Source organism: Pseudomonas sp. RIT357, assembly GCF_000632245.1.
In the GTDB taxonomy this organism is placed as follows: Bacteria; Pseudomonadota; Gammaproteobacteria; order Pseudomonadales; family Pseudomonadaceae; genus Aquipseudomonas; species Aquipseudomonas sivasensis.
On sequence record NZ_JFYX01000045.1, the window covers coordinates 173,577 to 196,552 of the forward strand.

Genomic DNA, 22,976 nt, shown 5'->3' on the forward strand with positions numbered 1-22,976 from the left:
AGCTCACCACACAAGAACTTGCGCCGACTGGGGTCAGTGGTTGACTGTGTAAGCCAACATCATCGACAACTGACACATCGGCCGCCCACTCTCGGCATGCCACTGGTTGAACGCGCCCTGAACCGTCGCCAGATCCCGCAGGCTGGTCGGCGCCTTGTCGACGATCTTCTGCGCATTCAATGCAGCCACTACGTCATCACTCGGCACAAACGTATCCTTGCCCACCATCCGCAAGAATCGCGGCGCCGACAGGCCGCCCAACTGATGGCCGTGCTTGCTCAGGTACTTCCAGAGCCCGACGATATCCGTCACCGGCCAGTCGGCGATAAACGCGCCGAAGCTGCCCTTCTCTTGCTCAATATCCAGAATCATCTGCGCATTGCGCGGCACGCTCTTGAGCTTGCCCAGGTGACGGATGATACGCGTGTCCTGCATCAGGCGTTCCAAGTGCTCGGCGCCCATCAGCACGACTTTTTCCGGATCGAAGCCGAAGAACACCTGCTCAAACGCCGGCCACTTGGCGTCCACTACGCTGTGCTTCAACCCGGCGCGAAACACCCGGAGCGCCAAGGTCGACAGGTAGCGATCATCGCTGATCTTGCGCAATTGGGCCGGGGTCTTGGGTACCGGCAGGTGGGCTTCGAGTTGAGCCGCTGAACCAAAGCGGTTCAGACAATATTCGTGCAGCCACTTGTAATCGCGCATGCCCTCTCCTGGGGATTGAAATGAAAACGGCGCCCTTGAGCGCCGTCTTTCAGAGCGTTGAACTGCTTCAGAGGTTCACTACGTTGACGAAGCGCGAAGCGGCCGTCTCGTCGATTTTCAGGCTGGCGAAGTCAAACAGGTTGCGGTCGGCCAACTGCGACGGCTGCACGTTCTGCAAGCTGCGGAAGATGCTTTCGGTGCGCCCCGGCGTCTTGCGCTCCCAGTCCACCAGCATCTCCTTGACCACCTGGCGCTGCAGGTTTTCCTGGGAGCCGCACAGGTTGCACGGGATGATCGGGAATTGCTTGAAGTCGGAGTAGGCCTGGATGTCTTTCTCGTTGCAATACGCCAGCGGACGGATTACCACGTTGCGTCCGTCATCGGAGCGCAGCTTGGGCGGCATGGCCTTGAGGGAGCCGTTGAAGAACATGTTGAGGAAGAAGGTTTCGACGATGTCGTCGCGATGGTGACCCAATGCCATCTTGGTCGCACCGATTTCATCGGCAAAGGTGTAGAGCGTGCCACGGCGCAGGCGCGAGCACAGCGAGCAGGTGGTCTTGCCTTCCGGGATCAACTCCTTGACCACCGAATAGGTGTCTTTCTCGACGATGTGGTACTCGACGCCCAGCGCTTTCAGGTAAGCCGGCAGCACGTGCTCGGGAAACCCCGGTTGTTTCTGGTCCATGTTGACGGCAACGATGTCGAACTTGATCGGCGCGACCTTTTGCAGGTGCAGCAGCACATCGAGCAGGGTGTAACTGTCTTTGCCGCCGGAGAGGCAGACCATGACCTTGTCGCCATCCTCGATCATGTTGAAATCGGCGACTGCTTCACCCGCCAGGCGACGCAGGCGTTTTTGCAGTTTGTTCTGGTTGACCGTAAGAGTGCCCATGGCGATTGGATCCGCTGGAGGTGTGTGACGAAAAGCCGGGTATCTTACCGATGTCGAGTCCACACATTCAACGTGGCCCCGCATTCCAATCTGCGATTAGGCCCACTGTTTACAGTGCGATTTGCTCTAAAGGCCCTACAGTTATTCCGGTCATCCCTTCCTATACTGCGACGTGAGGTCGCACATCTATATCCAGACCTTTCAGGCCAATTGGCCCGTGGGCGCTCCGATGGGGGGCGATGGTAACAACGACAGGAGTGACTGGCATGATCCATCACGTCGTGGGGCTGTTTACCCATCCCGACCAGGAATGGCGGGAAATCCGTGGCGATAAAGAAGAAAGCATCGGCCACATGTACCTCACTCACACCCTGATTCTCGCGGCAATTCCCGCAATATCAGCGTTTATCGGCACCACCCAGGTGGGCTGGGTCATCGGCAATCGCGCGCCGGTGATGCTGACCCAGGAAAGTGCGTTGTGGATGACCATCATGTCGTACGCAGCCATGCTTGGCGGCGTGGCGGTGATGGGCGCGTTCATTCATTGGATGGCCCGCACCTATGACGCCAACCCCAGCATGGCTCGCTGCGTGGCCTTTGCGACCTACACCGCGACGCCGCTGTTTATCGGCGGGCTGGCGGCGCTCTACCCGCACATGTGGCTGGGTATGGTCGTGGGCACAGCGGCGATCTGCTACACGGTGTACCTGTTGTATGTGGGGCTGCCGACGTTCATGAACATCGATCCGGACGAGGGCTTCCTGTTTTCCAGCTCGGTACTGGCCGTAGGCCTGGTGGTGCTGGTGGCGATCATGGCGTTTACGGTGATCGTCTGGGGCCTGGGCGTAGGGCCGATCTATACCAACTGAACTGCTGAAACCGTAGGCAAGGCCACCGCAAGGTGGCTTTGTGCGTTATGCATGACCATTCGGCGCCTGACAGATTCGGAAACACTCAGCTTTGCGGCATACTGGGCATCTCTGGAGATATGTACAGCATGCCCGAGCAACTCAATACCCGCGTCGAAGATTGTTTCCTGCAAGCCGAATCCTTTTTCAAACGAAGCTTCAAACGCCCCCAGGTCAGCCTCAAGCTGCGGGGCCAGAAAGCCGGTGTCGCGCATTTGCACGAGAACCTGCTGCGCTTTAACCCACAGTTGTACCGAGAAAACAGCCAGCACTTCCTCAAGCAGACCGTGGCCCATGAGGTGGCGCACCTGATCGCCCACCAATTGTTTGGTGAACGCATCCAGCCCCATGGCGAGGAATGGCAGTTGATCATGCGTGGGGTCTACGAACTGCCGCCGGACCGTTGCCATACCTATGCCGTGCAGCGGCGCCAGGTGACCCGCTATATCTACCGCTGCCCATGTGCCGACAGCGACTTTCCGTTTTCGTCACAGCGCCATGGCATGGTGGCTCAGGGGCGGCGGTATCTGTGCCGGCGCTGTCGGCAGACGTTGGTGTTTACCGGCGAAACCCGGGTGGAATAAAGGCCTCATCGCTCCCCCTCCCACATTTTGATCGTATTCACAGGCCTGAATGTGGGAGGGGGCTTGCTCCCGATAGCGTCCGCCCAGCCACTACATAATTACCTTGGAGCTGCGCAGCTCGCTGATGCGCGGCGGGCTCAAGCCCAGCTCCGCCAACACTTCATCACTGTGCGCGCCCACGGCGACGCCAATGTGCCGGGGCGCTGGCAACCCGTCCGAAAACTTTAACGGGCAGGCAATCTGCGCCTGGCTCGAGCCATCGCCCCTGGGCACCTGGCTGACAAGCGCCCGCGCCTTTAACTGCGGATGGGCCACGGCTTCGCTGAGCGTCAGCACAGGTTCAACGCAGGCATCCACCCCGGCAAACAGCTCGCATAATTCCGCGAAACTGCGCTTCTCGAACTCCACTTGCAAGGCCTGCTTAAGCGCCGCCTGCCGCTCTGGCTTCAAGCTCTGCGCGGCCAGCTCCGGGCGCCCCAACGCTTCACACAATTGCTGCATAAACGCCGGCTCCAGGCTGCCCACCGACATCCAGCGCCCATCGCGCGAGCGGTAGTAATCATAGAAACTCCCGCCATTGAGCACATGGCCTTCCCATTCCGGCTCCGCACCACAGGCGAGATAACCCGCCCCAGCCATGGCATTCAAGCTGAACGAGCAATCGGTCATGCTTACATCCAGGTATTGCCCGACGCCACTTTGCTGGCGGGCGATAACGGCCGCCAGCAACCCCACCACCGCATGCAGCGAACCCCCGCCCACGTCCGCCAACTGCACACCCAACGGCAGCGGCCCGCTGTCCTGGCGCCCGGTATAGCTGGCCACGCCTGCCAGTGCCAGGTAGTTGATATCGTGGCCGGCGCGATCCTTATACGGGCCGGTCTGGCCATAACCGGTGATCGACACATAAATCAGCCGGGGATTAATCGCCTTCAAGGCCTCATACCCCAGGCCCAAGCGTTCCATCACGCCGGGGCGAAACTGTTCGAGCACGATGTCGTAGTCTTTGACCAGCGCCCGCACAATCTCCAAGGCCTCGACCTGCTTGAGGTCCAGCGCCAGGCTGCGTTTATTGCGATTGAGGTAGGCATGGCTTGCCGAGGTGCCCTGATCATGGGGCGGCAAGACCCGCAGCATGTCCAGGCGCGTGGGCGATTCGATACGCAGCACTTCGGCGCCCATGTCCGCCAGCATCAACGAAGCAAACGGGCCGGGCAGCAAGGTGGAAAAATCCAGCACTTTGAGGGACGCCAAGGGACCTGACATGGGGACTCCACTTTCGGTTCGAATGCCCACAGACTAGGCAGCCTTGCGCCTACCGGCAATCGTCAGAACGATCACCGACAGTGACCGTTTTGATCACGGCGGGCTTTTTCGCGACGGCGGCTTTATCATTGGCCTACGTTTGCTTGCCGAGTGTTCCATGAAGTTCGCGATTGCCCTGTATTCCGCCGCCCACGCGCCCTCTTCGCGCCGCGCCTTGCTCTTCGCCCAGGCGGCGTTGGCCGGTGGGCATGAGATTGTGCGGTTGTTTTTTTATCAGGATGGCGTTTACAGCGCGTCCAACAACCTCGTAGCGCCCCAAGATGAGCAGGACATTGCCCGCCAATGGCGTGAGTTTGTCAGCACTCATCAGCTCGACGGCGTGGTATGCATCGCCGCCGCCCTGCGTCGTGGCGTGCTCAACAGCGAAGAGGCCACGCGCTATCAACGCAGCGCAGTGAACCTGGATGCACCGTGGACGCTGTCAGGCCTGGGGCAATTGCATGATGCAATCCAGGATGCCGACCGCCTGATCTGTTTTGGAGGGCCGTGAAATGTCCAAATCCTTATTGCTGATCAGCCGTCAGGCGCCGTGGTCCGGGCCGAGCGCACGGGAAGCGCTGGATATCGTGCTGGCGGGTGGCGCCTTTGATCTGCCCATCGGCTTGCTGTTCATGGATGACGGCGTGTTCCAGCTCGCGCCGCACCAGAACGCCAAGGCCGTGCAACAAAAGGACCTCAGTGCCAACCTGCAGGCATTGGAGCTGTTCGGCATCGATGATGTGTTTGTCTGCCGCCACAGCATGGCCGTGCGTGGCTTGACGCCGCCAACCGAAGCGCAACCGTTGAGCAACGACGCTATTTCCCAATTGATTGACCGTTACGACCAGGTAATTACCCTCTGATGTCGACTTTACACGTGGTGTCTCACTCCCCGTTTACCGATAGCCGCCTCGACAGCTGCCTGCGTATCTGCGGCGCCGAGGACGCGATCCTGCTGTGCGGCGACGGCGCCTACGGCCTGCACGCCCCAGCCCTGCAAACCAAGGGCGTGAAGGTCTTTGTGCTGGCCGAAGACATGCAGGCGCGCAACCTGCCATTACCGGACTGGGCCGACAGCGTGGACTATCCCGGTTTCGTGCAACTGTCGATCGACTACGACAAGGTCAACACCTGGCTATGAACACCCTGACCGTGGGCGAACGCCGCCTCGAACTGGACAAGGACGGCTACCTCGTCGACCTGAACGACTGGTCCACCGAGGTGGCCAACGCCCTGGCCACCGCCGAAAACCTGGTATTGACTGCGGCGCACTGGGAAATCCTCGAACTGTTGCGCGGCTTTTACGCCGAATTCCAGCTGTCCCCAGCCACGCGCCCGCTGATCAAGTACACCGCCTTGAAGCTAGGCCCGGACAAAGGCAACAGCCTGCACCTCAACCAATTGTTCAACGGCACTCCCGCCAAACTCGCCGCCAAGCTGGCGGGCCTGCCCCGGCCGACGAATTGCTTATGACCGACTTCTCCCCGCTGACCCTGCAAACTCCTGCCGAGCACCCATTTGCGCAATTCGTACGCATCCTGGGCAAAGGCAAGCGCGGCGCGCGTAACCTCACCCGCGAAGAAGCCCGCGAAGCCATGGGCATGTTGCTCGACGAAAAAGTCGAAGACACCCAACTGGGCGCCTTCCTGATGCTGCTTCGGCACAAGGAAGAAAGCCCGGAAGAACTCGCCGGTTTCACAGAAGCCGTGCGCGAGCGCCTGGATGCCCCCACACTGAATGTCGACGTCGACTGGCCCACCTATGCCGGCAAGAAACGCCACCTGCCGTGGTTCCTGCTGGCAGCCAAATGCCTGGCGCAGAACGGTGTGCGCATCCTGATACACGGCGGCGGCGCCCATACGGCGGGCCGGCTGTACACCGAGCAGCTGCTGGATACCCTGCACATTCCCCTGTGCCGAAACTGGCAACAGGTCGGTACGGCGTTTGAGCACGCAAACCTCGCATTTATCCCGCTGGGCGACTGGGCACCACAACTGCAACGCATGATCGATTTGCGCAACACCTTGGGTCTTCGCTCGCCGATCCACTCGCTGGCGCGGCTGCTCAACCCGTTGAATGCCCGTTGCGGCCTGCAAAGCATCTTTCATCCGGGCTACCAGGGCGTGCACCGCGATGCCAGCGGGCTGCTCGGGGATAACGTGATTGTGGTGAAAGGCGACGGTGGCGAGATAGAGATCAACCCCGACACTATCAGCCACCTGTACGGCACCACCGGCGGCGAGAGCTGGGATGAAGAATGGCCCGCCCTCTCCGCCCAGCGCCACGTCAAGCCGGCAACGCTGGAGCCTGAGCACTTGAAGGCCGTATGGCGCGGCGATGCAGAGGACAGCTACCCGCAGCTGGCGCTGATCGCCACCATGGCCCTGGCCTTGCGCGGCCTTGGCCACCCGCGGGAGCAGGCGTTCGAACTGGCGCAGCAATATTGGGAAGCACGGGATAAATCGATTTAATCGATCATTCATCCGCAGTCTTTGCGCTTTTAGTTCGAACTCATCCCTTTAGACTGGGCTCCAACGCTTATTAGCCAAGGAGCCAGTCATGGGTTTGCTGATCGAAGGACACTGGAAAGACCAGTGGTACGAAAGTAGCGCAGACGGCGCTTTCCAACGGGAACAGGCACAGCGGCGCCACTGGGTGACCGCCGATGGCCAACCTGGCCCGAGCGGCGAAGGCGGCTTTAAGGCCGAGGCCGGTCGTTATCACCTCTATGTGTCCCTGGCCTGCCCATGGGCGCACCGCACGCTGATCCTGCGCAAGCTCAAGGGCCTCGAAAGCCTGATCGATGTGTCCGTAGTCAGCTGGCTGATGCTGGAAAACGGCTGGACCTTCGACAAGGCCCACGGCTCGACCGGCGATAAGCTGGATAATTTCGAATTTATGCACCAACGCTACACCGCCGACACAGCCGACTACACCGGCCGCGTGACCGTGCCGGTCTTGTGGGACAAGAAGCTCAAACGCATCGTCAGCAATGAATCGGCGGAGATCATCCGCATGTTCAACAGCGCCTTCAACGGACTGACTGGCAATACCCTGGATTTCTATCCCGACTCCCTACGTACAACCATCGATGAGCTGAACGAGCGGATCTACCCGGCCGTGAACAATGGCGTGTACCGCGCAGGTTTTGCCACCTCACAAAAAGCGTATGAAAGCGCGTTTGATGATGTGTTTGCTGAACTGGACCATCTGGAACAGCACTTGGGCGACCATCGCTACCTGGCCGGCGAGTACCTGACCGAAGCGGATGTGCGGTTGTTCACCACGTTGATTCGTTTTGATGCGGTGTATTACAGCCATTTCAAATGCAATCTGCGGCGGATTGCGGATTATCCGAATCTGTCGAATTGGCTGAGGGAGATGTTTCAGTGGCCGGGGGTGGCCGAGACGGTGGATTTTGAGCACATCAAGGGGCATTACTATGCCAGTCACCGCACGATCAACCCGACGGGGGTTGTGCCAAAGGGGCCGTTGCAAAGGTTTGATGCTGGGCACGATCGCCAGCGGTTGAGTGGCGAAGGCGTCTGGCGCTGATTCAGGAAATGCGCTGTGTGTGATGGTCTCATCGGGAGCAACCCCCTTCCACATTTGGAACTGTGAATACAGTAAAAATGTGGGAGGGGACTTGCTCCCGATGTTTTTAAAAGACTCAGACCTGAGACTGGGCGCCTTCAAACCACTTCAGCTTCTCACGCAACACTACCACCTCACCCACGATCACCAGCGTCGGCGCATGCACTTCATGCTCCGCCACCATGCGTGGCAAGTCCGCCAGCGTGCCGGTGAACACGCGCTGGTTGGAGGTGGTGCCCTGCTGGATTAACGCCGCCGGGGTATCAGAAGCACGGCCATGCTTGATCAGTTGCTCGCAGATAATCGGCAAGCCAATCAAGCCCATGTAGAACACTAGGGTTTGCGACGGCCCCACGAGATCACTCCAAGGCAGGTCCGACGTCCCGTTCTTCAAATGCCCGGTGATAAAACGTACTGACTGCGCATAGTCACGGTGGGTCAGCGGAATACCCGCATAGGCCGCGCAGCCGCTGGCCGCCGTGATTCCTGGTACCACCTGGAACGGGATGCCATGGGCCGCCAGCTCTTCGATCTCCTCACCACCACGCCCGAAGATGAACGGATCGCCACCCTTGAGGCGCAACACGCGCTTGCCTTGCTTGGCCAGGTCCACCAGTTGCTGGTTGATCTGGTCCTGCGGCACAGCGTGGTCTGCGCGACGCTTGCCGACATACACACGTTCGGCATCGCGGCGGCACAGGTCAAGAATCGCCGGGGCGACCAAGCGGTCATAAAGCACCACGTCCGCTTGCTGCATCAGACGCAGCGCACGGAAGGTCAACAGGTCGGGATCGCCCGGGCCTGCACCCACCAGGTAGACCTCACCCGGCGCATACGGCGGTGCGCCGTTGACCTTTTCAATCAGTAGACGCTCAGCCTCATCACCCTGCCCAGCCAACTGGCGGTCGGCAATCGGGCCCTGGAACACTTCTTCCCAGAACGCACGACGCTGCTGCACATCCGGATACAAGCCTTTGACCTGGGCACGAAAACGCGCCGCTAGCCCCGCCAACTGGCCGTAGGTGGACGGAATCCAGGTTTCCAGCTTGGCGCGGATCAAGCGTGCCAGCACCGGCGCATCGCCGCCGCTGGACACCGCAATCACCAAGGGAGAACGGTCGACAATTGCCGGGAAGATCACACTGCACAAGGCCGGTGCGTCCACCACATTGACCGGTACACAGCGACGCTTGGCATCACTGGACACTTGCGCATTCAGTGGCTCGTCGTCGGTGGCGGCGATGATCAGGGTGCAACCATCAAGGTCGGCCTCCTGATAACCGCGCACAATCAGTTCCCCGCCACTGCCCAGCACCAATTCACGCAACTGGTCTTCGATCTGGGGAGCAACCACCCGCAGCACCGCACCGGCGTCGGCCAGCAGCCGGGATTTGCGCAAAGCAATCTCCCCGCCACCAACGACCAACACACGGCTGCCGCGCAGGTTATGAAACAGCGGCAGAAATTCCATTTAGCCGATGACCTCAACGCCCGCCATGTAAGGCTTGAGCACTTCAGGTACACGGATCGAACCGTCAGCCTGCTGGTAGTTTTCCAGCACGGCAACCAGTGTACGGCCTACAGCCAGGCCCGAACCGTTGAGGGTGTGCACCAGTTCCGGCTTGCCGGTTTCCGGGTTACGGAAACGCGCCTGCATACGACGGGCCTGGAAATCACCGCAGTTGGAGCACGACGAGATCTCGCGGTACTTGTCCTGGCTCGGCACCCACACTTCCAGATCGTAGGTCTTCACGGCGCTGAAACCCATGTCGCCGGTGCACAGAGCCAGCACTCGGTACGGCAGCTCCAGCAGCTGCAGCACGCGTTCGGCGTTGGCGGTCAGGCCTTCCAGGGCTTCCATGGAGGTCGACGGCTCAACCACTTGCACCATCTCGACCTTGTCGAACTGGTGCTGGCGGATCATGCCGCGGGTGTCACGACCCGATGCACCGGCTTCACTGCGGAAGCACGGGCTGTGGGCCACGAACTTGAGTGGAAGTTGCTTGGCATCGAGGATCTCGCCGGCAACGATATTGGTCAGCGACACTTCAGCAGTCGGGATCAGGTACAGATCGGCTTCACCATCGCGGCTGATCTTGAACAGGTCTTCTTCGAACTTCGGCAACTGACTGGTACCCATCAGCGCCGGACCTTGAACCAGGTACGGGGTGTAGGCCTCTTCGTAGCCGTGCTCGCCGGTGTGCAGGTTGATCATGAATTGCGCCAAGGCACGGTGCATGCGCGCAATCGGACCGCGCAGCAACGCAAAGCGCGCGCCGGACATCTTGGCGGCGGTTTCGAAATCCAGGCCACCGGTCAATTCGCCCAGGGCGACGTGGTCCTTGATCTCGAAATCAAAGGCTTTTGGCGTGCCCCAGCGGCGCACTTCGACGTTGCCGTCTTCGTCTTCGCCAACGGGCACAGACTCGTGCGGAATGTTGGGGATGCCCAGCAGGATCGAATCCAGCTCGGATTGGATCTTGTCCAGCTCGACCTTGCCGTCGGACAGCTCGGTGCCCATACGCTCGACGTCCGCCATCAGCGGCGCGATGTCTTCGCCGCGCTGCTTGGCCTGACCGATGGATTTGGAACGCGCATTACGCTCAGCCTGCAGTGCTTCGGTGCGGGTCTGGACGGTCTTGCGCTGTTCTTCCAGCGCTTCGATGCGCGCAACATCCAAGGCAAAGCCACGGGATGCCAGGCGGTCCGCTACGTCCTGAAGGTTGCTACGTAACAGTTTGGAATCGAGCATGTCGGTCTCTCGTTTATCAAAGTTTGGTCAAGGACAGGCCAGCCCAGGTGGCGAGCAGCCCGCCGAACACGCTGATGCCCAGGTACCCAAAGGCGACCAGGGCCTGCCCGCTTTCCAGCAAGCGCAGCGTATCCAGTGAAAAGGATGAAAAGGTCGTCAGACCGCCTACAAAGCCGACAATCAAGCCGGCACGAATTTCAATCGGTATTTCCGGGCGCAACAGGAACCAGCCGTACAGCAACCCAATGATCAAGCAGCCAACAAGGTTGACCGCAAGGGTTGCGGCATAAAAATGCTTAGGCCAGTTGGCGCTCACCCAAGTACCGGTGGCGAAACGCAATAATGTACCAGCGATGCCGGCTGCGGACACGGCAAGAATCGTCTTGAGCACTACTTTCTCCGCTGTTTGGGGCTGAGGCGATCGAGTTGGGCCAGGTGATTGAGTTTTTCACCGATTTTCAGCTCCAGGCCACGGGGCACCGGCTGGTAGAGCGGCAATGGCTCAAGCTCATCTGGGAAGTAGTCTTCGCCGGCGGCATAGGCGTCCGGCTCATCGTGGGCATAGCGGTATTCATCGCCGTAGCCCAATTGTTTCATCAACTTGGTCGGCGCATTGCGCAGGTGCAGCGGCACTTCAAGGGAGCCGTGCTCGGCGGCAGCACGTAGCGCCGCCTTGAAGCCCATGTACACCGCGTTGCTTTTCGGCGCGCAGGCCAAGTAAGTGATGGCCTGGGCCACCGCCAACTCACCTTCCGGGCTGCCGAGCCGCTCCTGCACGTCCCACGCCGCCAGGCACAGGCTCAAGGCGCGCGGGTCAGCGTTGCCGATGTCTTCGCTGGCCATGCGTACCACGCGGCGCGCCAGGTACAAGGGGTCGCAGCCGCCGTCGATCATCCGCGCAAACCAATACAGCGCGCCGTCAGGGTTGGAGCCGCGCACAGATTTGTGCAGCGCCGAAATCTGGTCGTAGAACGCTTCACCGCCCTTGTCGAACCGACGACGTGTGTCGCCAAGCAGGCTTTGCAACAGGTCGACGCCAATCTCGCTGCCATCCTCGGCCAGGTCCGACGCATTCTCCAGCAGGTTGAGAAAACGGCGACCGTCGCCATCGGCAGCGGTGAGCAGGATCTTGAAGCCTTCTTCGCTGACACTCAGTTGGCGCTTGCCCAGGCCCTTGTCTTCACTCAACGCGCGGTGCAGCAGCTTTTGCATCGCCGCTTCATCGAGGCTCTTGAGCACATACACTCGCGCCCGCGACAGCAAGGCGTTATTCAATTCGAAGGACGGGTTTTCGGTAGTAGCGCCGATAAAGATCAGCGTGCCATCTTCGACATAAGGCAGGAACGCATCCTGCTGCGACTTGTTGAAGCGATGCACTTCGTCGACAAACAGGATGGTGCGCTTACCGTATTGCCCAGCCTGCTGCTTGGCCACTTCCACCGCCTGGCGGATTTCCTTGACCCCAGCCAGCACCGCGGAAACCGTTTCGAAGTGCGCATCCGAGACTTTCGCCAGCAGCCGCGCCAGAGTGGTTTTACCCACCCCCGGCGGGCCCCAGAAAATCATCGAATGCAGCGCGCCCTGCTCCAGGGCTTCGCGCAAAGGCTTGCCGCGAGCGAGCAGGTGTTCCTGACCGACGTACTCATCCAGGTTGGTCGAACGCAAACGCGCGGCCAGGGGTTGGGCAATCGGGTCACTTCGAAACAGATCCATGGGCAGCGTTTGAAACCTCTGGTTTATTCCTGAATCACGTCGGCACCCTTAGGGATGTCGAACTTGAACTTGGAAGCAGGCACCGGCTCGTTGGCCTTGACCCCGGAGAACAGGATATCGGTGCGTTGGCCGACGCTGTCGATCAGGCGCATGTTATTGATCACGCCGTTACCGAAAGACAGGTGCAGGCTGTCAAACAGCGTGTCCTTGGACTTCGGCTTGAGGGTGAATTCGATCACGTTGCTGGTTTGCTTGGAGGTGATGTCGAAGCTGTCGTTAATCTTCGACACATCACCCGACAGCAACAGCGCAGGCGTCTGATTCAGGCGCGGGTCGAGCTTCTTGATAGTTGCCTGTTCCAGATCCGGGTCCCACAACGTGACCTTCTGGCCGTCGGAAACGATGGTCTGCTCGGCCTTGCCTTCAGTGTGCCAGTAGAACAGCCCCGGACGCTGCACAGCCATTTCGCCTGCCGTTTCCTGCAAACGGGTACCGCCGGCATCCAGGGTCAGTTGGGAGAAGCGCGCCGTCAGGGTCTTGGATTTGTCCAGCAGGTTGGTCAGGCTGGCGACAGAGGCCGGGTCAGCGTGAGCCGAAACAGCAGTCAGGGCCAGTGCCGGCAACAACAGCATGCGGATAAAGCGCATGGGAGTCCTCATTGAGTCGTAAGGGCGCGCCGCGTGCTGCCACGCGGCGCGGGATCAGTCGCGCATCTGCCCAGGGGCAATGACTTCACGCGAGCCGTTGGTGTTCATTGCGGTGACTACGCCGGCGTTTTCCATCGCTTCGATCATGCGGGCGGCGCGGTTGTAGCCGATTTTCAGCTTGCGCTGAACTGCAGAAATCGACGCGCGACGGCTTTCCAGCACAAACGCCACGGCTTCGTCGTACAGGGCGTCGGTCTCGGCATCGTCGTCGCCACCGCTGCTGCCACCGTCGAAACCGCTGCCAGCTTCTTCGACGCCGGCGAGGATGTCGTCGTTGTATTCGGGTGCGCCGCGCAGCTTCCAGGCTTCCACCACGCGGTGCACTTCATCATCGGAAACAAAGGCACCGTGTACGCGAATCGGCAGGCTGGTGCCCGGTGGCATGTAGAGCATGTCGCCGTGACCCAACAGTTGCTCGGCGCCACCCTGGTCGATAATGGTCCGCGAGTCGATCTTGCTCGATACCTGGAACGCCATGCGCGTCGGGATGTTGGCCTTGATCAGACCGGTGATCACGTCCACCGACGGACGCTGGGTGGCGAGGATCAAGTGAATACCTGCTGCCCGCGCTTTCTGGGCGATACGCGCGATCAGCTCTTCAACCTTCTTGCCGACGATCATCATCATGTCGGCGAACTCGTCGACCACCACCACGATGGTCGGCAGCTTGCTCAGCAGCGGCGCTTCGTCGTGAATGCTTTCGCGTTTGTACAGCGGGTCGGTCAGCGGTGTGCCGGCGTCCTGGGCTTCCTTGACCTTGGCGTTGAAGCCAGACAGGTTACGTACACCCATCTTCGCCATCAGCTTGTAGCGGCGCTCCATCTCGGCAACGCTCCAGCGCAGGGCGTTGGCGGCGTCCTTCATGTCGGTTACCACTGGGCACAGCAGATGTGGAATGCCTTCGTAGATCGACAGTTCAAGCATCTTCGGGTCGATCATGATCAGCTTGGCGTCTTCCGGGCCGGACTTGAACAGGATCGATAGGATCATCGCGTTCACGCCCACCGACTTACCGGAACCGGTGGTACCGGCGACCAGCAGGTGAGGCATTTTTGCCAGGTCAGTGATAACCGGCTTACCGCCGATATCATGGCCCAGCGCCAGGGTGACCGGCGATTTGAAGTTGTCGTATTCCGGCGTCGACAGTACTTCGGAGAAGCGCACGATCTGGCGGTCTTCGTTGGGAATCTCGATACCCACGGTGGTCTTGCCGGGGATCACTTCCACCACACGCACGCTTGTCACGGCCAGGGAACGGGCCAAGTCTTTGGCCAAGTTGGAGATGCGGCTGACTTTCACACCAGCGGCCGGCTGAATTTCGTAACGGGTAATCACCGGGCCAGGGTGGATCGAGTCCACCGACACTTCGACGCCGAATTCCTTGAGCTTGATTTCCAGCAAGTGGCCGACAGCCGCCAGTGATTCGGGGGAATAGTTGAGCTGTTTCTTTTCAGCCGGGTCGAGAATCGAGATCGGCGGCAAGGTGCCTTCGACAGCGCTATCGACAAACAACGGCGCCTGTTTCTCTTTCTGCACGCGATGGCTTGGCTCGGGGGCCTTGGGCGGCGCAGGTGCAATCACAGGCGGCACCTGCTTCTCGCGGTCGGACATGTGCTTGCTCAGGGCCTGTTCGCGCTCGATCAGGCGCTCCTTGACCTTGGCCTGTTCGCGGCGATCCGGTGTGCTTGGGGCTACGACTTCGTTGACGCGGGTATCCACCTCACGCAACTGAGCCACCATGCGTTTGCGGTCAACACGAGCGGACCACCAACGGTTGGCGGCGCCCTGGAATAATTCGAGCAGGTCGAGGGTGATCTTGCCTGTCACGTCCATCACCTTGAACCACGAGAGGTCGGTGAACACCGTGAGGCCGAACAGGAAAAGCGCAATGAACATCAGAGTGCTGCCCTGGATATTCAGGGTCTTGCGCGCCAGGTCGCCGAGGCTTTCGCCCAAGGCCCCGCCCGCGCCCGCCGGCAAACCGGTGGGCGCATGGAAATGAATATGGGCCAGCGCCGCGCCGGAGAGCACCAGGAACACCAGACCGATCAGGCGCCAGGAGAACAGCCAGCCGCTCCACTGCCACGGCTCATGACGCTGACGGAAGATCTGCCAGGTCTTGATCGCCAGCAGCAACGGGAAGATGTAAGCAAAGTAACCCAGCACCATGAAGAGGATATCGGCGCTGTAGGAACCCACCGGACCGCCGAAGTTTTGCACATCGTCTATCTTGCTGTTGTGGCTCCAGCCCGGATCGTCCTTGCCGTAGGTGAGCAAGGCCATCATCAGGAACAAGCACAGCGCGCCGATAGCGATCAGCGCGCCTTCCTTGAGTCGATAATGCAGGTGCTGGCGCCAAGCCGGCACGACTGCTGCTTTAGGTGTTGCGGCGGATTTCTTCAAAACGGGTCTTTTCCTGCGCCTTTAGCGCGTCCATCTGTTGAATGACTGCAAATACTGCCCAATCCGAGCAGTTGAAAAATAAACGATCGTCGTTGAATGTACGTTTAACACCGGGCAATTGCTGAATGAAAGGACGATAACGCCACAATGGCCGCATTGTACGGGTTTGTACCCCCGATGCCACGCCACTTGGCTTTCTTCAGGCAGCATAGCCAATTGTGTGTCACGACATGTTCAATTTGAGCATGCATTGTCTTTGCTGACAAAGGCTTATGAACTGTTTTTACTAATCCAGACAAGCTTGGCAAATGGCCTGCATGGGCCGGCCCCGAATACGACCACACCCCCGGCATAGAGTTGCAGAAACACCCGCTCACGCTAATACGCATCAATGGCTGATTCAAGCTGGCCCGATGGCGCTGCGTCGACAATAATCAGCACTGCCGAGGCGGGTGTCATACCTGCCACCCCCCTCCCCTTCCATAAGCCTGGATGCCATGCTGACCTGGTTACAACGCAATACCCTGACCTTCCCACCGCTGGCCAAAGCTATGCGCGAACCTAATGGCCTGCTCGCCGCCGGCGGCGACCTGTCGGCCGAGCGACTGGTCCAAGCCTACCGCCATGGCTGCTTCCCATGGTTCTCGGAGGGTCAACCGATCCTCTGGTGGTCTCCGGACCCGCGCACGGTGATCTTCCCTGACGAGCTGCACGTATCCCGCAGCCTGAGCAAGCTGTTACGCCAGCAGCGCTACAGCGTGACATTCGACCAGGACTTCGCAGCAGTCATCCAAGCCTGCGCCGCACCGCGTGCCTATGCCGATGGCACCTGGATCACCGAAGGCATTCAGAGCGCCTACCTGGAGTTGCACAAACGCGGCCATGCACACTCGGTAGAAGTATGGGACGAAGGGGTGCTGGTGGGCGGCCTGTATGGCCTAGCGATGGGCCAACTGTTTTTTGGCGAATCCATGTTCAGCCGCGCCGACAACGCCTCAAAATTCGGCTTCGCCACACTGACACGACAATTACAGGCCTGGGGCTTTGTGCTGATCGACTGCCAGATGCCCAACGATCACTTGCACAGCTTGGGTGCCCGCGCCATTCCTCGCACTGAGTTCGCCGGTTTTCTACGCGACCACTTGGACCAGCCCAACACCGGACCATGGGTTTCTTAGGCGACATCCGCGCACCTGGCTTACACTTATTTCAAAGCTTATCCCGAGGGTTGATCATGACCGAGTTGGCGCGTTTGAAGTTTTATGCCACTCAAGCCCACTCTTGCAGCTATCTGCCAGACGAGCAGGCCACCACGTTGTTCCTCGACCCCAGCCAACCGATGGACGTGCACGTGTATGCCGATCTTTCGGAAATGGGCTTTCGACGCAGTGGCGACCACCTTTACCGACCCCATTGTCAGAACTGCAATGCCTGCGTACCGGCACGCCTGCCCGTGGCGCAATTTCTGCCGGATCGTAACCAGAAGCGCATCCTCAAGCGCAACGCCGACCTGACGGTGACATCGTGCAAGCCTCGATTTACCGAAGAATATTTCGACCTTTACCAGCGCTATATTGAGCAACGCCACGCCGACGGCGATATGTTCCCCCCGAGCCGCGACCAGTTCTCCACGTTTCTAGTGCGTGACCTACCCTTTTCACGCTTCTATGAGTTTCGAGCGGACGGTCGCCTGCTGGCCGTCGCCGTGACCGACTTGCTGCCTAATGGCCTGTCGGCGGTATACACGTTCTATGAACCTGCCGAAGAACGCCGCAGCCTCGGGCGCTTTGCAATTCTCTGGCAAATCGGCGAAGCACTGCGCCTGGAACTGGAGGCCGTCTACCTCGGATACTGGATCAAGAACTGCAAAAAGATGAGCTACAAGACCCAATATCGCCCCATAGAACTGCTAATTAATCAAAGATGGGTCACGCTTAACTAGAACCCCTTGGCTTAAACACCCTTTTTCGGGCACAATGCACGCCGCTTTTGCCTGGCGCAGTTGCACCGGGCCATTCACTGGATACCGAGGGCTTTACTGCATGTCGAAAGAAGACAGCTTCGAAATGGAAGGCACTGTCGTCGACACCCTGCCCAACACCATGTTTCGTGTGGAGTTGGAAAATGGGCACGTCGTAACCGCGCATATCTCCGGCAAGATGCGCAAGAACTACATTCGTATTCTTACCGGTGACAAAGTGCGCGTCGAGCTGACGCCCTATGACTTGAGCAAAGGGCGCATCACTTACCGCGCTCGCTAAGCAAGTCAATACAAAACGCCCGGTTATGCCGGGCGTTTTTGTGTGCATGGGATTTTCAAACACCGATGATTCCTGTGGGAGGGGACTTGCCCCCTCCCACACTGGATCTTCATTGTTCTGAGAACTGCGTTTCAAGACAGCAAAAAGGCGCCTTTCGGCGCCTTTTGCATTACTGCAGAACGATCAGGCCATTTCAGCCGTGGTTTCGAACTCGAAGGTCAGCTCGCCATCCTTCAGGTCGATATGCACCACGCCACCATGGTCGGAGAGTTCGCCGAACAGGATCTCTTCGGCCAATGGCCGCTTGATCTTGTCCTGGATCAGACGCGCCATTGGGCGGGCGCCCATTGCGGCATCGTAGCCACCCTCGGCGATCCAACTGCGCGCCGCTTCCGTGACATCCAGCTGCACGCGCTTGTCTTCCAACTGCGCTTGAAGCTCGGTGAGGAACTTGTCCACCACACTCTTGATAACCTCATGACTGAGGCGACCAAACTGGATAATGGTGTCCAGACGGTTGCGGAACTCCGGCGTGAAGCTCTTCTTGATCACTTCCATCGCATCAGAGGAGTGATCCTGATGGGTAAAGCCGATCGAAGCCCGCGCGGCTGTTTCGGCACCGGCGTTGGTGGTCATGATCACGATCACGTTGCGGAAGTCCGCCTTGCGTCCGTTGTTGTCGGTCAGGGTCCCGTGATCCATGACCTGCAGCAGCAGGTTGAAGACTTCCGGGTGAGCCTTCTCGATTTCATCGAGCAGCAATACGCAATGGGGCTGCTTAGTGATCGCTTCGGTCAACAAACCGCCCTGATCAAAGCCTACATACCCAGGAGGCGCACCGATCAAGCGCGACACGGTATGACGCTCCATGTACTCAGACATGTCGAACCGCACAAGCTCGATCCCCATGGCCTTGGCCAACTGCCGCGCCGCTTCGGTTTTGCCGACACCGGTCGGGCCAGCAAACAGGAACGAGCCGACCGGTTTGTCCGGCGACTTGAGGCCCGCACGCGACAATTTGATCGCAGTGGACAGCGCGTCGATGGCTGCATCCTGGCCGAACACAGTGAGCTTGAGATCGCGCTCCAAGTTACGCAGCAGCTCTTTGTCGGAGCTGTTGACGTGCTTTGGTGGAATTCGCGCGATCTTCGCCACGATGTCCTCGACCTGAGGCACGTCGATGCGTTTCACACGCTTCTCGATCGGTTGCAGGCGCTGATAAGCCCCCGCCTCGTCGATCACGTCGATAGCTTTATCCGGCATATGCCGATCATTGATGTAACGCGACGCCAGCTCTGCAGCTGCACGCAGCGCCTCATCGGTGTACTCGATGCCATGGTGCGCTTCAAAACGCCCCTTGAGCCCGCGCAGGATGCTGATGGTGTCTTCAACCGAAGGCTCGGACACGTCGACCTTCTGGAAGCGACGCGCCAGCGCACGGTCTTTCTCGAAGATGCCACGGAATTCCTGGAAGGTGGTCGAACCAATGCAGCGGATATCACCCGACGACAGCAACGGCTTGAGCAGATTGGACGCATCCATCACCCCGCCAGACGCCGCACCAGCACCAATGATGGTGTGGATTTCGTCGATGAACAGGATCGCCTGCGGGCGTTTTTTCAACTCGCCGAGCAACGCCTTGAAGCGCTTCTCGAAATCGCCCCGGTACTTGGTCCCGGCGAGCAACGCGCCCAGATCAAGGGAGTAGACGACGCTGTTGGCCAGCAGGTCAGGCACCTGGTTATCCACGATACGCTTGGCCAAGCCTTCGGCGATTGCGGTTTTGCCCACGCCCGCCTCACCCACCAGCAACGGATTGTTCTTGCGACGACGCGCGAGGATTTGCGCTACACGCTCAACCTCAAGCTCACGCCCCACCAGCGGATCGATCCGACCCTGGCGCGCCAGTTCGTTGAGATTGCTGGCATAGGCATCCAGCGGGTTGCTTGAAGAAGAAGACTCACCGCCCTCGTCGTCCTGCATATCCTGCTCACCCTCAGAATGATCGCCGTGCCCAGGCACCTTGGAGATACCGTGGGCGATATAGTTGACGACATCAATACGGGCAACGCTCTGCTGCTTGAGCAGGAACACTGCCTGACTTTCCTGTTCGCTGAAGATCGCCACAAGCACGTTGGCGCCTGTGACCTCACGCTTACCGGAGCTCTGTACGTGGAAAACAGCACGCTGCAATACCCGCTGGAAGCCCAGGGTTGGCTGGGTCTCGCGGTCCTCGTCATGCACGGGGATCAGTGGCGTGGTGGAGTCGATAAACTCCTGCAGGTCATGCTTGAGTTTGTCGAGGTTGGCGCCGCACGCACGCAGAACGGTGGCGGCAGCTTCGTTATCCAAAAGTGCCAGCAAAAGGTGTTCGACTGTCATGAATTCATGACGCTTCGAACGAGCCTCCTTGAAGGCAAGATTGAGGGTGACTTCGAGCTCGCGGTTTAACATAGCTTCACCTCATACCCAAGTGGTCGGCGTTAACCGTCCTTCTCGATTTCACAGAGTAGCGGATGCTGGCTTTCCCTGGCGTACTGGTTGACCTGCATGGCCTTTGTCTCGGCGATGTCACGGGTAAACACTCCACATACTGCCCGTCCTTCTGTGTGAACGGCCAGCATTACCTTGGTCGCCAACTCTCGATTCAGGTTAAAAAACACCTCGAGCACTTCGACCACGAAATCCATCGGTGTGTAGTCATCATTGAACAAAACCACCTTGTACATCGGCGGCGCCTGTAGAGCAGGCTTGGCCTCCTGAACAGCAATGCCTGCAGAACCGTCGTCATCGTGTTCGTGATCCGGTCGATCCTGATTGAATGTTAGTCGAATCTGGCTGATTGCATGCATGGAAAGAAAGGTTCGTCAGTGGTTCAAATACAGTGGTGGGGGCGACCTGTCAGAATTTCAACTCTCAACTGGCCGGTCGCCTTGACTATCGGCGAATCGGTGTTACAACCAATAGAACCCACAGTGGGTAAAAAAGGTCCGCGCAGTCAACCTTAATTTATTCGGGTTAGGACGGATAAACTGGATGATACTCCAGTGATGGAGTCTGGTGCAGAGGGAAATGGGTATGTCCGGCGTCAAGATCAATGGCAAGGTCAAGTGGTTCAACAACGCCAAAGGATATGGCTTTGTTAATGAGGAAGGGAAAAACGAGGACCTTTTTGCGCACTATTCAGCAATCCAAATGGATGGTTATAGAACGCTGAAAGCGGGCCAGCCCGTGAGTTTTGAAATCATTCAAGGCCCCAAGGGACTGCATGCCGTGAACATCGACGCAGTGAGCGCGCAAGCACCGGAAAAGACCACGGAGAAACACGCTCATAAAGAGAAGAAGCAACCGGCCTGAACCGCCGCCGAGCATGCAGTCTGCGGCAAGAAAAACGGCCATCCCACTCAAGTTGGGATGGCCGTTTTTTGTCGCGTGAGACGTTACATATGCGAGATCAGCGCATCACCGAAGCCCGACGACGACACCAGCGTGGCGCCCTCCATCAGGCGCTCGAAATCATAGGTCACGGTCTTGGCCGAAATGGCGCCATTGGTGCCCTTGATGATCAGATCGGCAGCTTCAATCCAACCCATATGACGCAGCATCATTTCCGCTGAAAGGATCAAGGACCCCGGATTGACCTGATCCTTGCCCGCATACTTGGGCGCCGTCCCGTGAGTCGCCTCGAACATTGCCACGGTGTCAGACAGGTTGGCACCCGGCGCAATGCCGATACCACCCACTTCCGCCGCCAACGCGTCGGACAGGTAGTCACCATTGAGGTTAAGGGTTGCAATCACGTCATATTCAGCCGGACGCAGCAGGATCTGCTGGAGCATGGCGTCGGCGATTGCATCCTTGACCACCACATTCCTGCCGGTGCGCGGGTTCTTGAACTGCATCCACGGCCCACCATCGAGCAGGGTCGCGCCGAACTCTTCGGCCGCCACTTCATAGGCCCATTCCTTGAAGGCCCCTTCGGTGAACTTCATGATGTTGCCTTTGTGCACGATGGTCAGCGATTCGCGGTCGTTATCCACCACATATTGCAAGGCCTTGCGCGCCAAGCGCTTAGTGCCCTCTTTGGACACCGGCTTGATGCCAATCCCGCAATCCTGGTCGAAGCGGATCTTGGTAACGCCCATTTCCTCCTTGAGGAACTTGATCACTTTAATAGCTTCCGGCGAGCCAGCTTTCCACTCGATCCCGGCGTAAATGTCTTCGGAGTTTTCGCGAAAGATGGTCATGTCCACGTCGCCGGGCTTCTTGACCGGACTCGGCACACCTTCGAACCAACGCACTGGGCGTAGGCACACATAAAGGTCGAGCTGCTGACGCAGAGCCACGTTCAGCGATCGAATACCACCACCGACCGGCGTGGTCAGCGGACCCTTGATGGACACCACGTAATCCTTGACGGCATCCAGGGTTTCCTGGGGCAGCCAGGTATCCTGATCGTAGACCTGAGTCGCCTTTTCGCCGGCGTACACCTCCATCCACGAGATCTTGCGCTTGCCGCCGTATGCCTTTTCAACAGCTGCGTCGACCACTTTGATCATCACCGGGCTGATGTCGACGCCAATACCGTCACCTTCGATATAAGGGATGATCGGTTGGTCAGGAACATTGAGAGAATGGTCTGCATTGACGGTGATTTTGTCGCCGACTGCCGGAACCTGAATCTTCTTGTATCCCATGCTGAACTCCATCTATGGATTAAACATCTGGCTGCGTTCGAGCCTACTCCAGATAAATGACGACCGAAACCTCACGCCATGTTCATTTGCATCGAAAACAGCATAATTTGTCGCCTACAAGCCTGAAAGCAAAGGGAAAAGCGCCAATCTTGAGCACATCATGCGACTTTAGGCGTACCCCGGCACCTGCGACCTTTAGACCAATGGACGACACACCTTTTGTATGAAGGCTCGGCGTAAGCATAGCGACCTATGTATAATGCCGCCGCTGACCCAAGAGTCACGACGGCTGACCGCTCTAGAATAGGTGCCTTCAGCTACAAAGCCGGACTATTACAATAGTCCACCCGCTTGACGCTCGACTGATGCAACCCAACATCACCGCGAAGAAACCTCGACATTTCGCTCATGGATGACTTTGAACGAACGCGCTCCACCCGGCGCATCTCGAGTTT

24 protein-coding genes are annotated in these 22,976 nt (G+C 58.9%); 12 read left to right on the plus strand and 12 right to left on the minus strand.

Annotation, left to right across the window (positions count from 1 at the left end; genetic code table 11):
- Positions 1-33: 33 nt before the first annotated feature.
- Entirely contained in the window at positions 34-705 is a 672-nt protein-coding gene (locus BW43_RS06865) for a DNA-3-methyladenine glycosylase I (protein ID WP_032889657.1), read from the minus strand.
- A 67-nt stretch (positions 706-772) separates the two neighbouring features.
- Positions 773-1,597, minus strand: a complete 825-nt coding sequence (gene ttcA, locus BW43_RS06860) for a tRNA 2-thiocytidine(32) synthetase TtcA (RefSeq protein ID WP_032889659.1) — start codon at positions 1,595-1,597, stop codon at positions 773-775.
- Positions 1,598-1,863: 266 nt separating this feature from the next.
- On the opposite strand from ttcA, the gene BW43_RS06855 reads away from it, so the two are divergent.
- Together BW43_RS06855 and BW43_RS06850 are read left to right on the plus strand one after the other, a co-directional pair.
- The gene (locus BW43_RS06855) at positions 1,864-2,466 is read left to right on the plus strand and encodes a Yip1 family protein (protein WP_032889661.1); all 603 of its coding nucleotides are present in this window, start codon (positions 1,864-1,866) and stop codon (positions 2,464-2,466) included.
- A gap of 128 nt (positions 2,467-2,594) precedes the next feature.
- Positions 2,595-3,089, plus strand: a complete 495-nt coding sequence (locus BW43_RS06850) for a SprT family zinc-dependent metalloprotease (protein WP_032890037.1) — start codon at positions 2,595-2,597, stop codon at positions 3,087-3,089.
- Between the two features lie 90 nt (positions 3,090-3,179).
- Here the strand turns inward: BW43_RS06850 and BW43_RS06845 are convergent, their stop codons facing one another.
- Complete coding sequence (locus tag BW43_RS06845) at positions 3,180-4,355, minus strand: CaiB/BaiF CoA-transferase family protein (protein WP_032889663.1); 1,176 nt, start codon at positions 4,353-4,355, stop codon at positions 3,180-3,182.
- Positions 4,356-4,512: 157 nt separating this feature from the next.
- Here BW43_RS06845 and tusD point away from each other — a divergent pair, with 157 nt between their 5' ends.
- The 6 genes from tusD (at position 4,513) to BW43_RS06815 (ending at position 7,949) form a co-directional block, all read left to right on the plus strand.
- Positions 4,513-4,905 (plus strand): sulfurtransferase complex subunit TusD, encoded by a 393-nt coding sequence (tusD, locus tag BW43_RS06840; protein WP_032890039.1) that lies wholly within the window; start codon positions 4,513-4,515, stop codon positions 4,903-4,905.
- 1 nt (position 4,906) lies between these two features.
- Positions 4,907-5,257 (plus strand): sulfurtransferase complex subunit TusC, encoded by a 351-nt coding sequence (gene tusC, locus BW43_RS06835; RefSeq protein WP_032889665.1) that lies wholly within the window; start codon positions 4,907-4,909, stop codon positions 5,255-5,257.
- Complete coding sequence (tusB, locus tag BW43_RS06830; protein ID WP_032889666.1) at positions 5,257-5,535, plus strand: sulfurtransferase complex subunit TusB; 279 nt, start codon at positions 5,257-5,259, stop codon at positions 5,533-5,535. The genes tusC and tusB overlap by 1 nt, the downstream gene beginning before the upstream one ends.
- Complete coding sequence (locus BW43_RS06825) at positions 5,532-5,867, plus strand: TusE/DsrC/DsvC family sulfur relay protein (RefSeq protein ID WP_032889667.1); 336 nt, start codon at positions 5,532-5,534, stop codon at positions 5,865-5,867. The genes tusB and BW43_RS06825 overlap by 4 nt, the downstream gene beginning before the upstream one ends.
- A complete protein-coding gene (locus tag BW43_RS06820; RefSeq protein WP_032889668.1) occupies positions 5,864-6,865 on the plus strand; it encodes a glycosyl transferase family protein in 1,002 nt (333 codons plus the stop codon). The genes BW43_RS06825 and BW43_RS06820 overlap by 4 nt, the downstream gene beginning before the upstream one ends.
- An 88-nt stretch (positions 6,866-6,953) precedes the next feature.
- Positions 6,954-7,949 (plus strand): glutathione S-transferase family protein, encoded by a 996-nt coding sequence (locus BW43_RS06815; RefSeq protein WP_032889669.1) that lies wholly within the window; start codon positions 6,954-6,956, stop codon positions 7,947-7,949.
- Between the two features lie 115 nt (positions 7,950-8,064).
- Here the strand turns inward: BW43_RS06815 and cysG are convergent, their stop codons facing one another.
- From cysG to BW43_RS06785, 6 genes are read right to left on the minus strand one after another with little or no spacing between them, the layout of a single operon-like run.
- Entirely contained in the window at positions 8,065-9,459 is a 1,395-nt protein-coding gene (gene cysG, locus BW43_RS06810; RefSeq protein WP_032889670.1) for a siroheme synthase CysG, read from the minus strand.
- Complete coding sequence (serS, locus tag BW43_RS06805; protein ID WP_032889671.1) at positions 9,460-10,740, minus strand: serine--tRNA ligase; 1,281 nt, start codon at positions 10,738-10,740, stop codon at positions 9,460-9,462.
- A gap of 16 nt (positions 10,741-10,756) precedes the next feature.
- Positions 10,757-11,131: a fluoride efflux transporter CrcB gene (gene crcB / locus BW43_RS06800; RefSeq protein WP_032889672.1), complete on the minus strand. Its 375-nt coding sequence runs from the start codon at positions 11,129-11,131 to the stop codon at positions 10,757-10,759.
- Positions 11,131-12,453 carry a replication-associated recombination protein A gene (locus BW43_RS06795; protein WP_032889673.1) on the minus strand — a complete coding sequence of 441 codons (1,323 nt, stop codon included), beginning with the start codon at positions 12,451-12,453 and terminating at the stop codon, positions 11,131-11,133. Before BW43_RS06795 ends, crcB begins: the two co-directional genes overlap by 1 nt.
- A gap of 23 nt (positions 12,454-12,476) precedes the next feature.
- Positions 12,477-13,100 (minus strand): outer membrane lipoprotein chaperone LolA, encoded by a 624-nt coding sequence (gene lolA / locus BW43_RS06790; RefSeq protein WP_032889674.1) that lies wholly within the window; start codon positions 13,098-13,100, stop codon positions 12,477-12,479.
- 54 nt (positions 13,101-13,154) lie between these two features.
- On the minus strand, positions 13,155-15,563 hold the full coding sequence (locus BW43_RS06785) for a DNA translocase FtsK (protein ID WP_032889675.1): 2,409 nt from the start codon (positions 15,561-15,563) through the stop codon (positions 13,155-13,157).
- A 497-nt stretch (positions 15,564-16,060) separates the two neighbouring features.
- On the opposite strand from BW43_RS06785, the gene aat reads away from it, so the two are divergent.
- From aat to infA, 3 genes are all read left to right on the plus strand, one after another.
- Entirely contained in the window at positions 16,061-16,741 is a 681-nt protein-coding gene (gene aat, locus BW43_RS06780) for a leucyl/phenylalanyl-tRNA--protein transferase (RefSeq protein ID WP_032889676.1), read from the plus strand.
- 56 nt (positions 16,742-16,797) lie between these two features.
- Positions 16,798-17,505: an arginyltransferase gene (locus tag BW43_RS06775; protein WP_032889677.1), complete on the plus strand. Its 708-nt coding sequence runs from the start codon at positions 16,798-16,800 to the stop codon at positions 17,503-17,505.
- A gap of 100 nt (positions 17,506-17,605) precedes the next feature.
- Positions 17,606-17,824: a translation initiation factor IF-1 gene (gene infA / locus BW43_RS06770; protein ID WP_002553999.1), complete on the plus strand. Its 219-nt coding sequence runs from the start codon at positions 17,606-17,608 to the stop codon at positions 17,822-17,824.
- Between the two features lie 183 nt (positions 17,825-18,007).
- Here the strand turns inward: infA and clpA are convergent, their stop codons facing one another.
- On the minus strand, positions 18,008-20,278 hold the full coding sequence (gene clpA / locus BW43_RS06765; protein ID WP_032889678.1) for an ATP-dependent Clp protease ATP-binding subunit ClpA: 2,271 nt from the start codon (positions 20,276-20,278) through the stop codon (positions 18,008-18,010).
- 29 nt (positions 20,279-20,307) lie between these two features.
- A complete protein-coding gene (gene clpS, locus BW43_RS0127775; protein ID WP_010567912.1) occupies positions 20,308-20,676 on the minus strand; it encodes an ATP-dependent Clp protease adapter ClpS in 369 nt (122 codons plus the stop codon).
- Between the two features lie 226 nt (positions 20,677-20,902).
- Here clpS and cspD point away from each other — a divergent pair, with 226 nt between their 5' ends.
- Positions 20,903-21,181, plus strand: coding sequence for a cold shock domain-containing protein CspD (cspD, locus tag BW43_RS06760; protein WP_032889679.1), 279 nt, complete (start codon positions 20,903-20,905; stop codon positions 21,179-21,181).
- 83 nt (positions 21,182-21,264) lie between these two features.
- Here cspD and icd read toward each other — a convergent pair whose 3' ends face one another.
- Positions 21,265-22,521, minus strand: a complete 1,257-nt coding sequence (icd, locus tag BW43_RS06755; protein WP_032890041.1) for an NADP-dependent isocitrate dehydrogenase — start codon at positions 22,519-22,521, stop codon at positions 21,265-21,267.
- Positions 22,522-22,976: the final 455 nt, after the last annotated feature.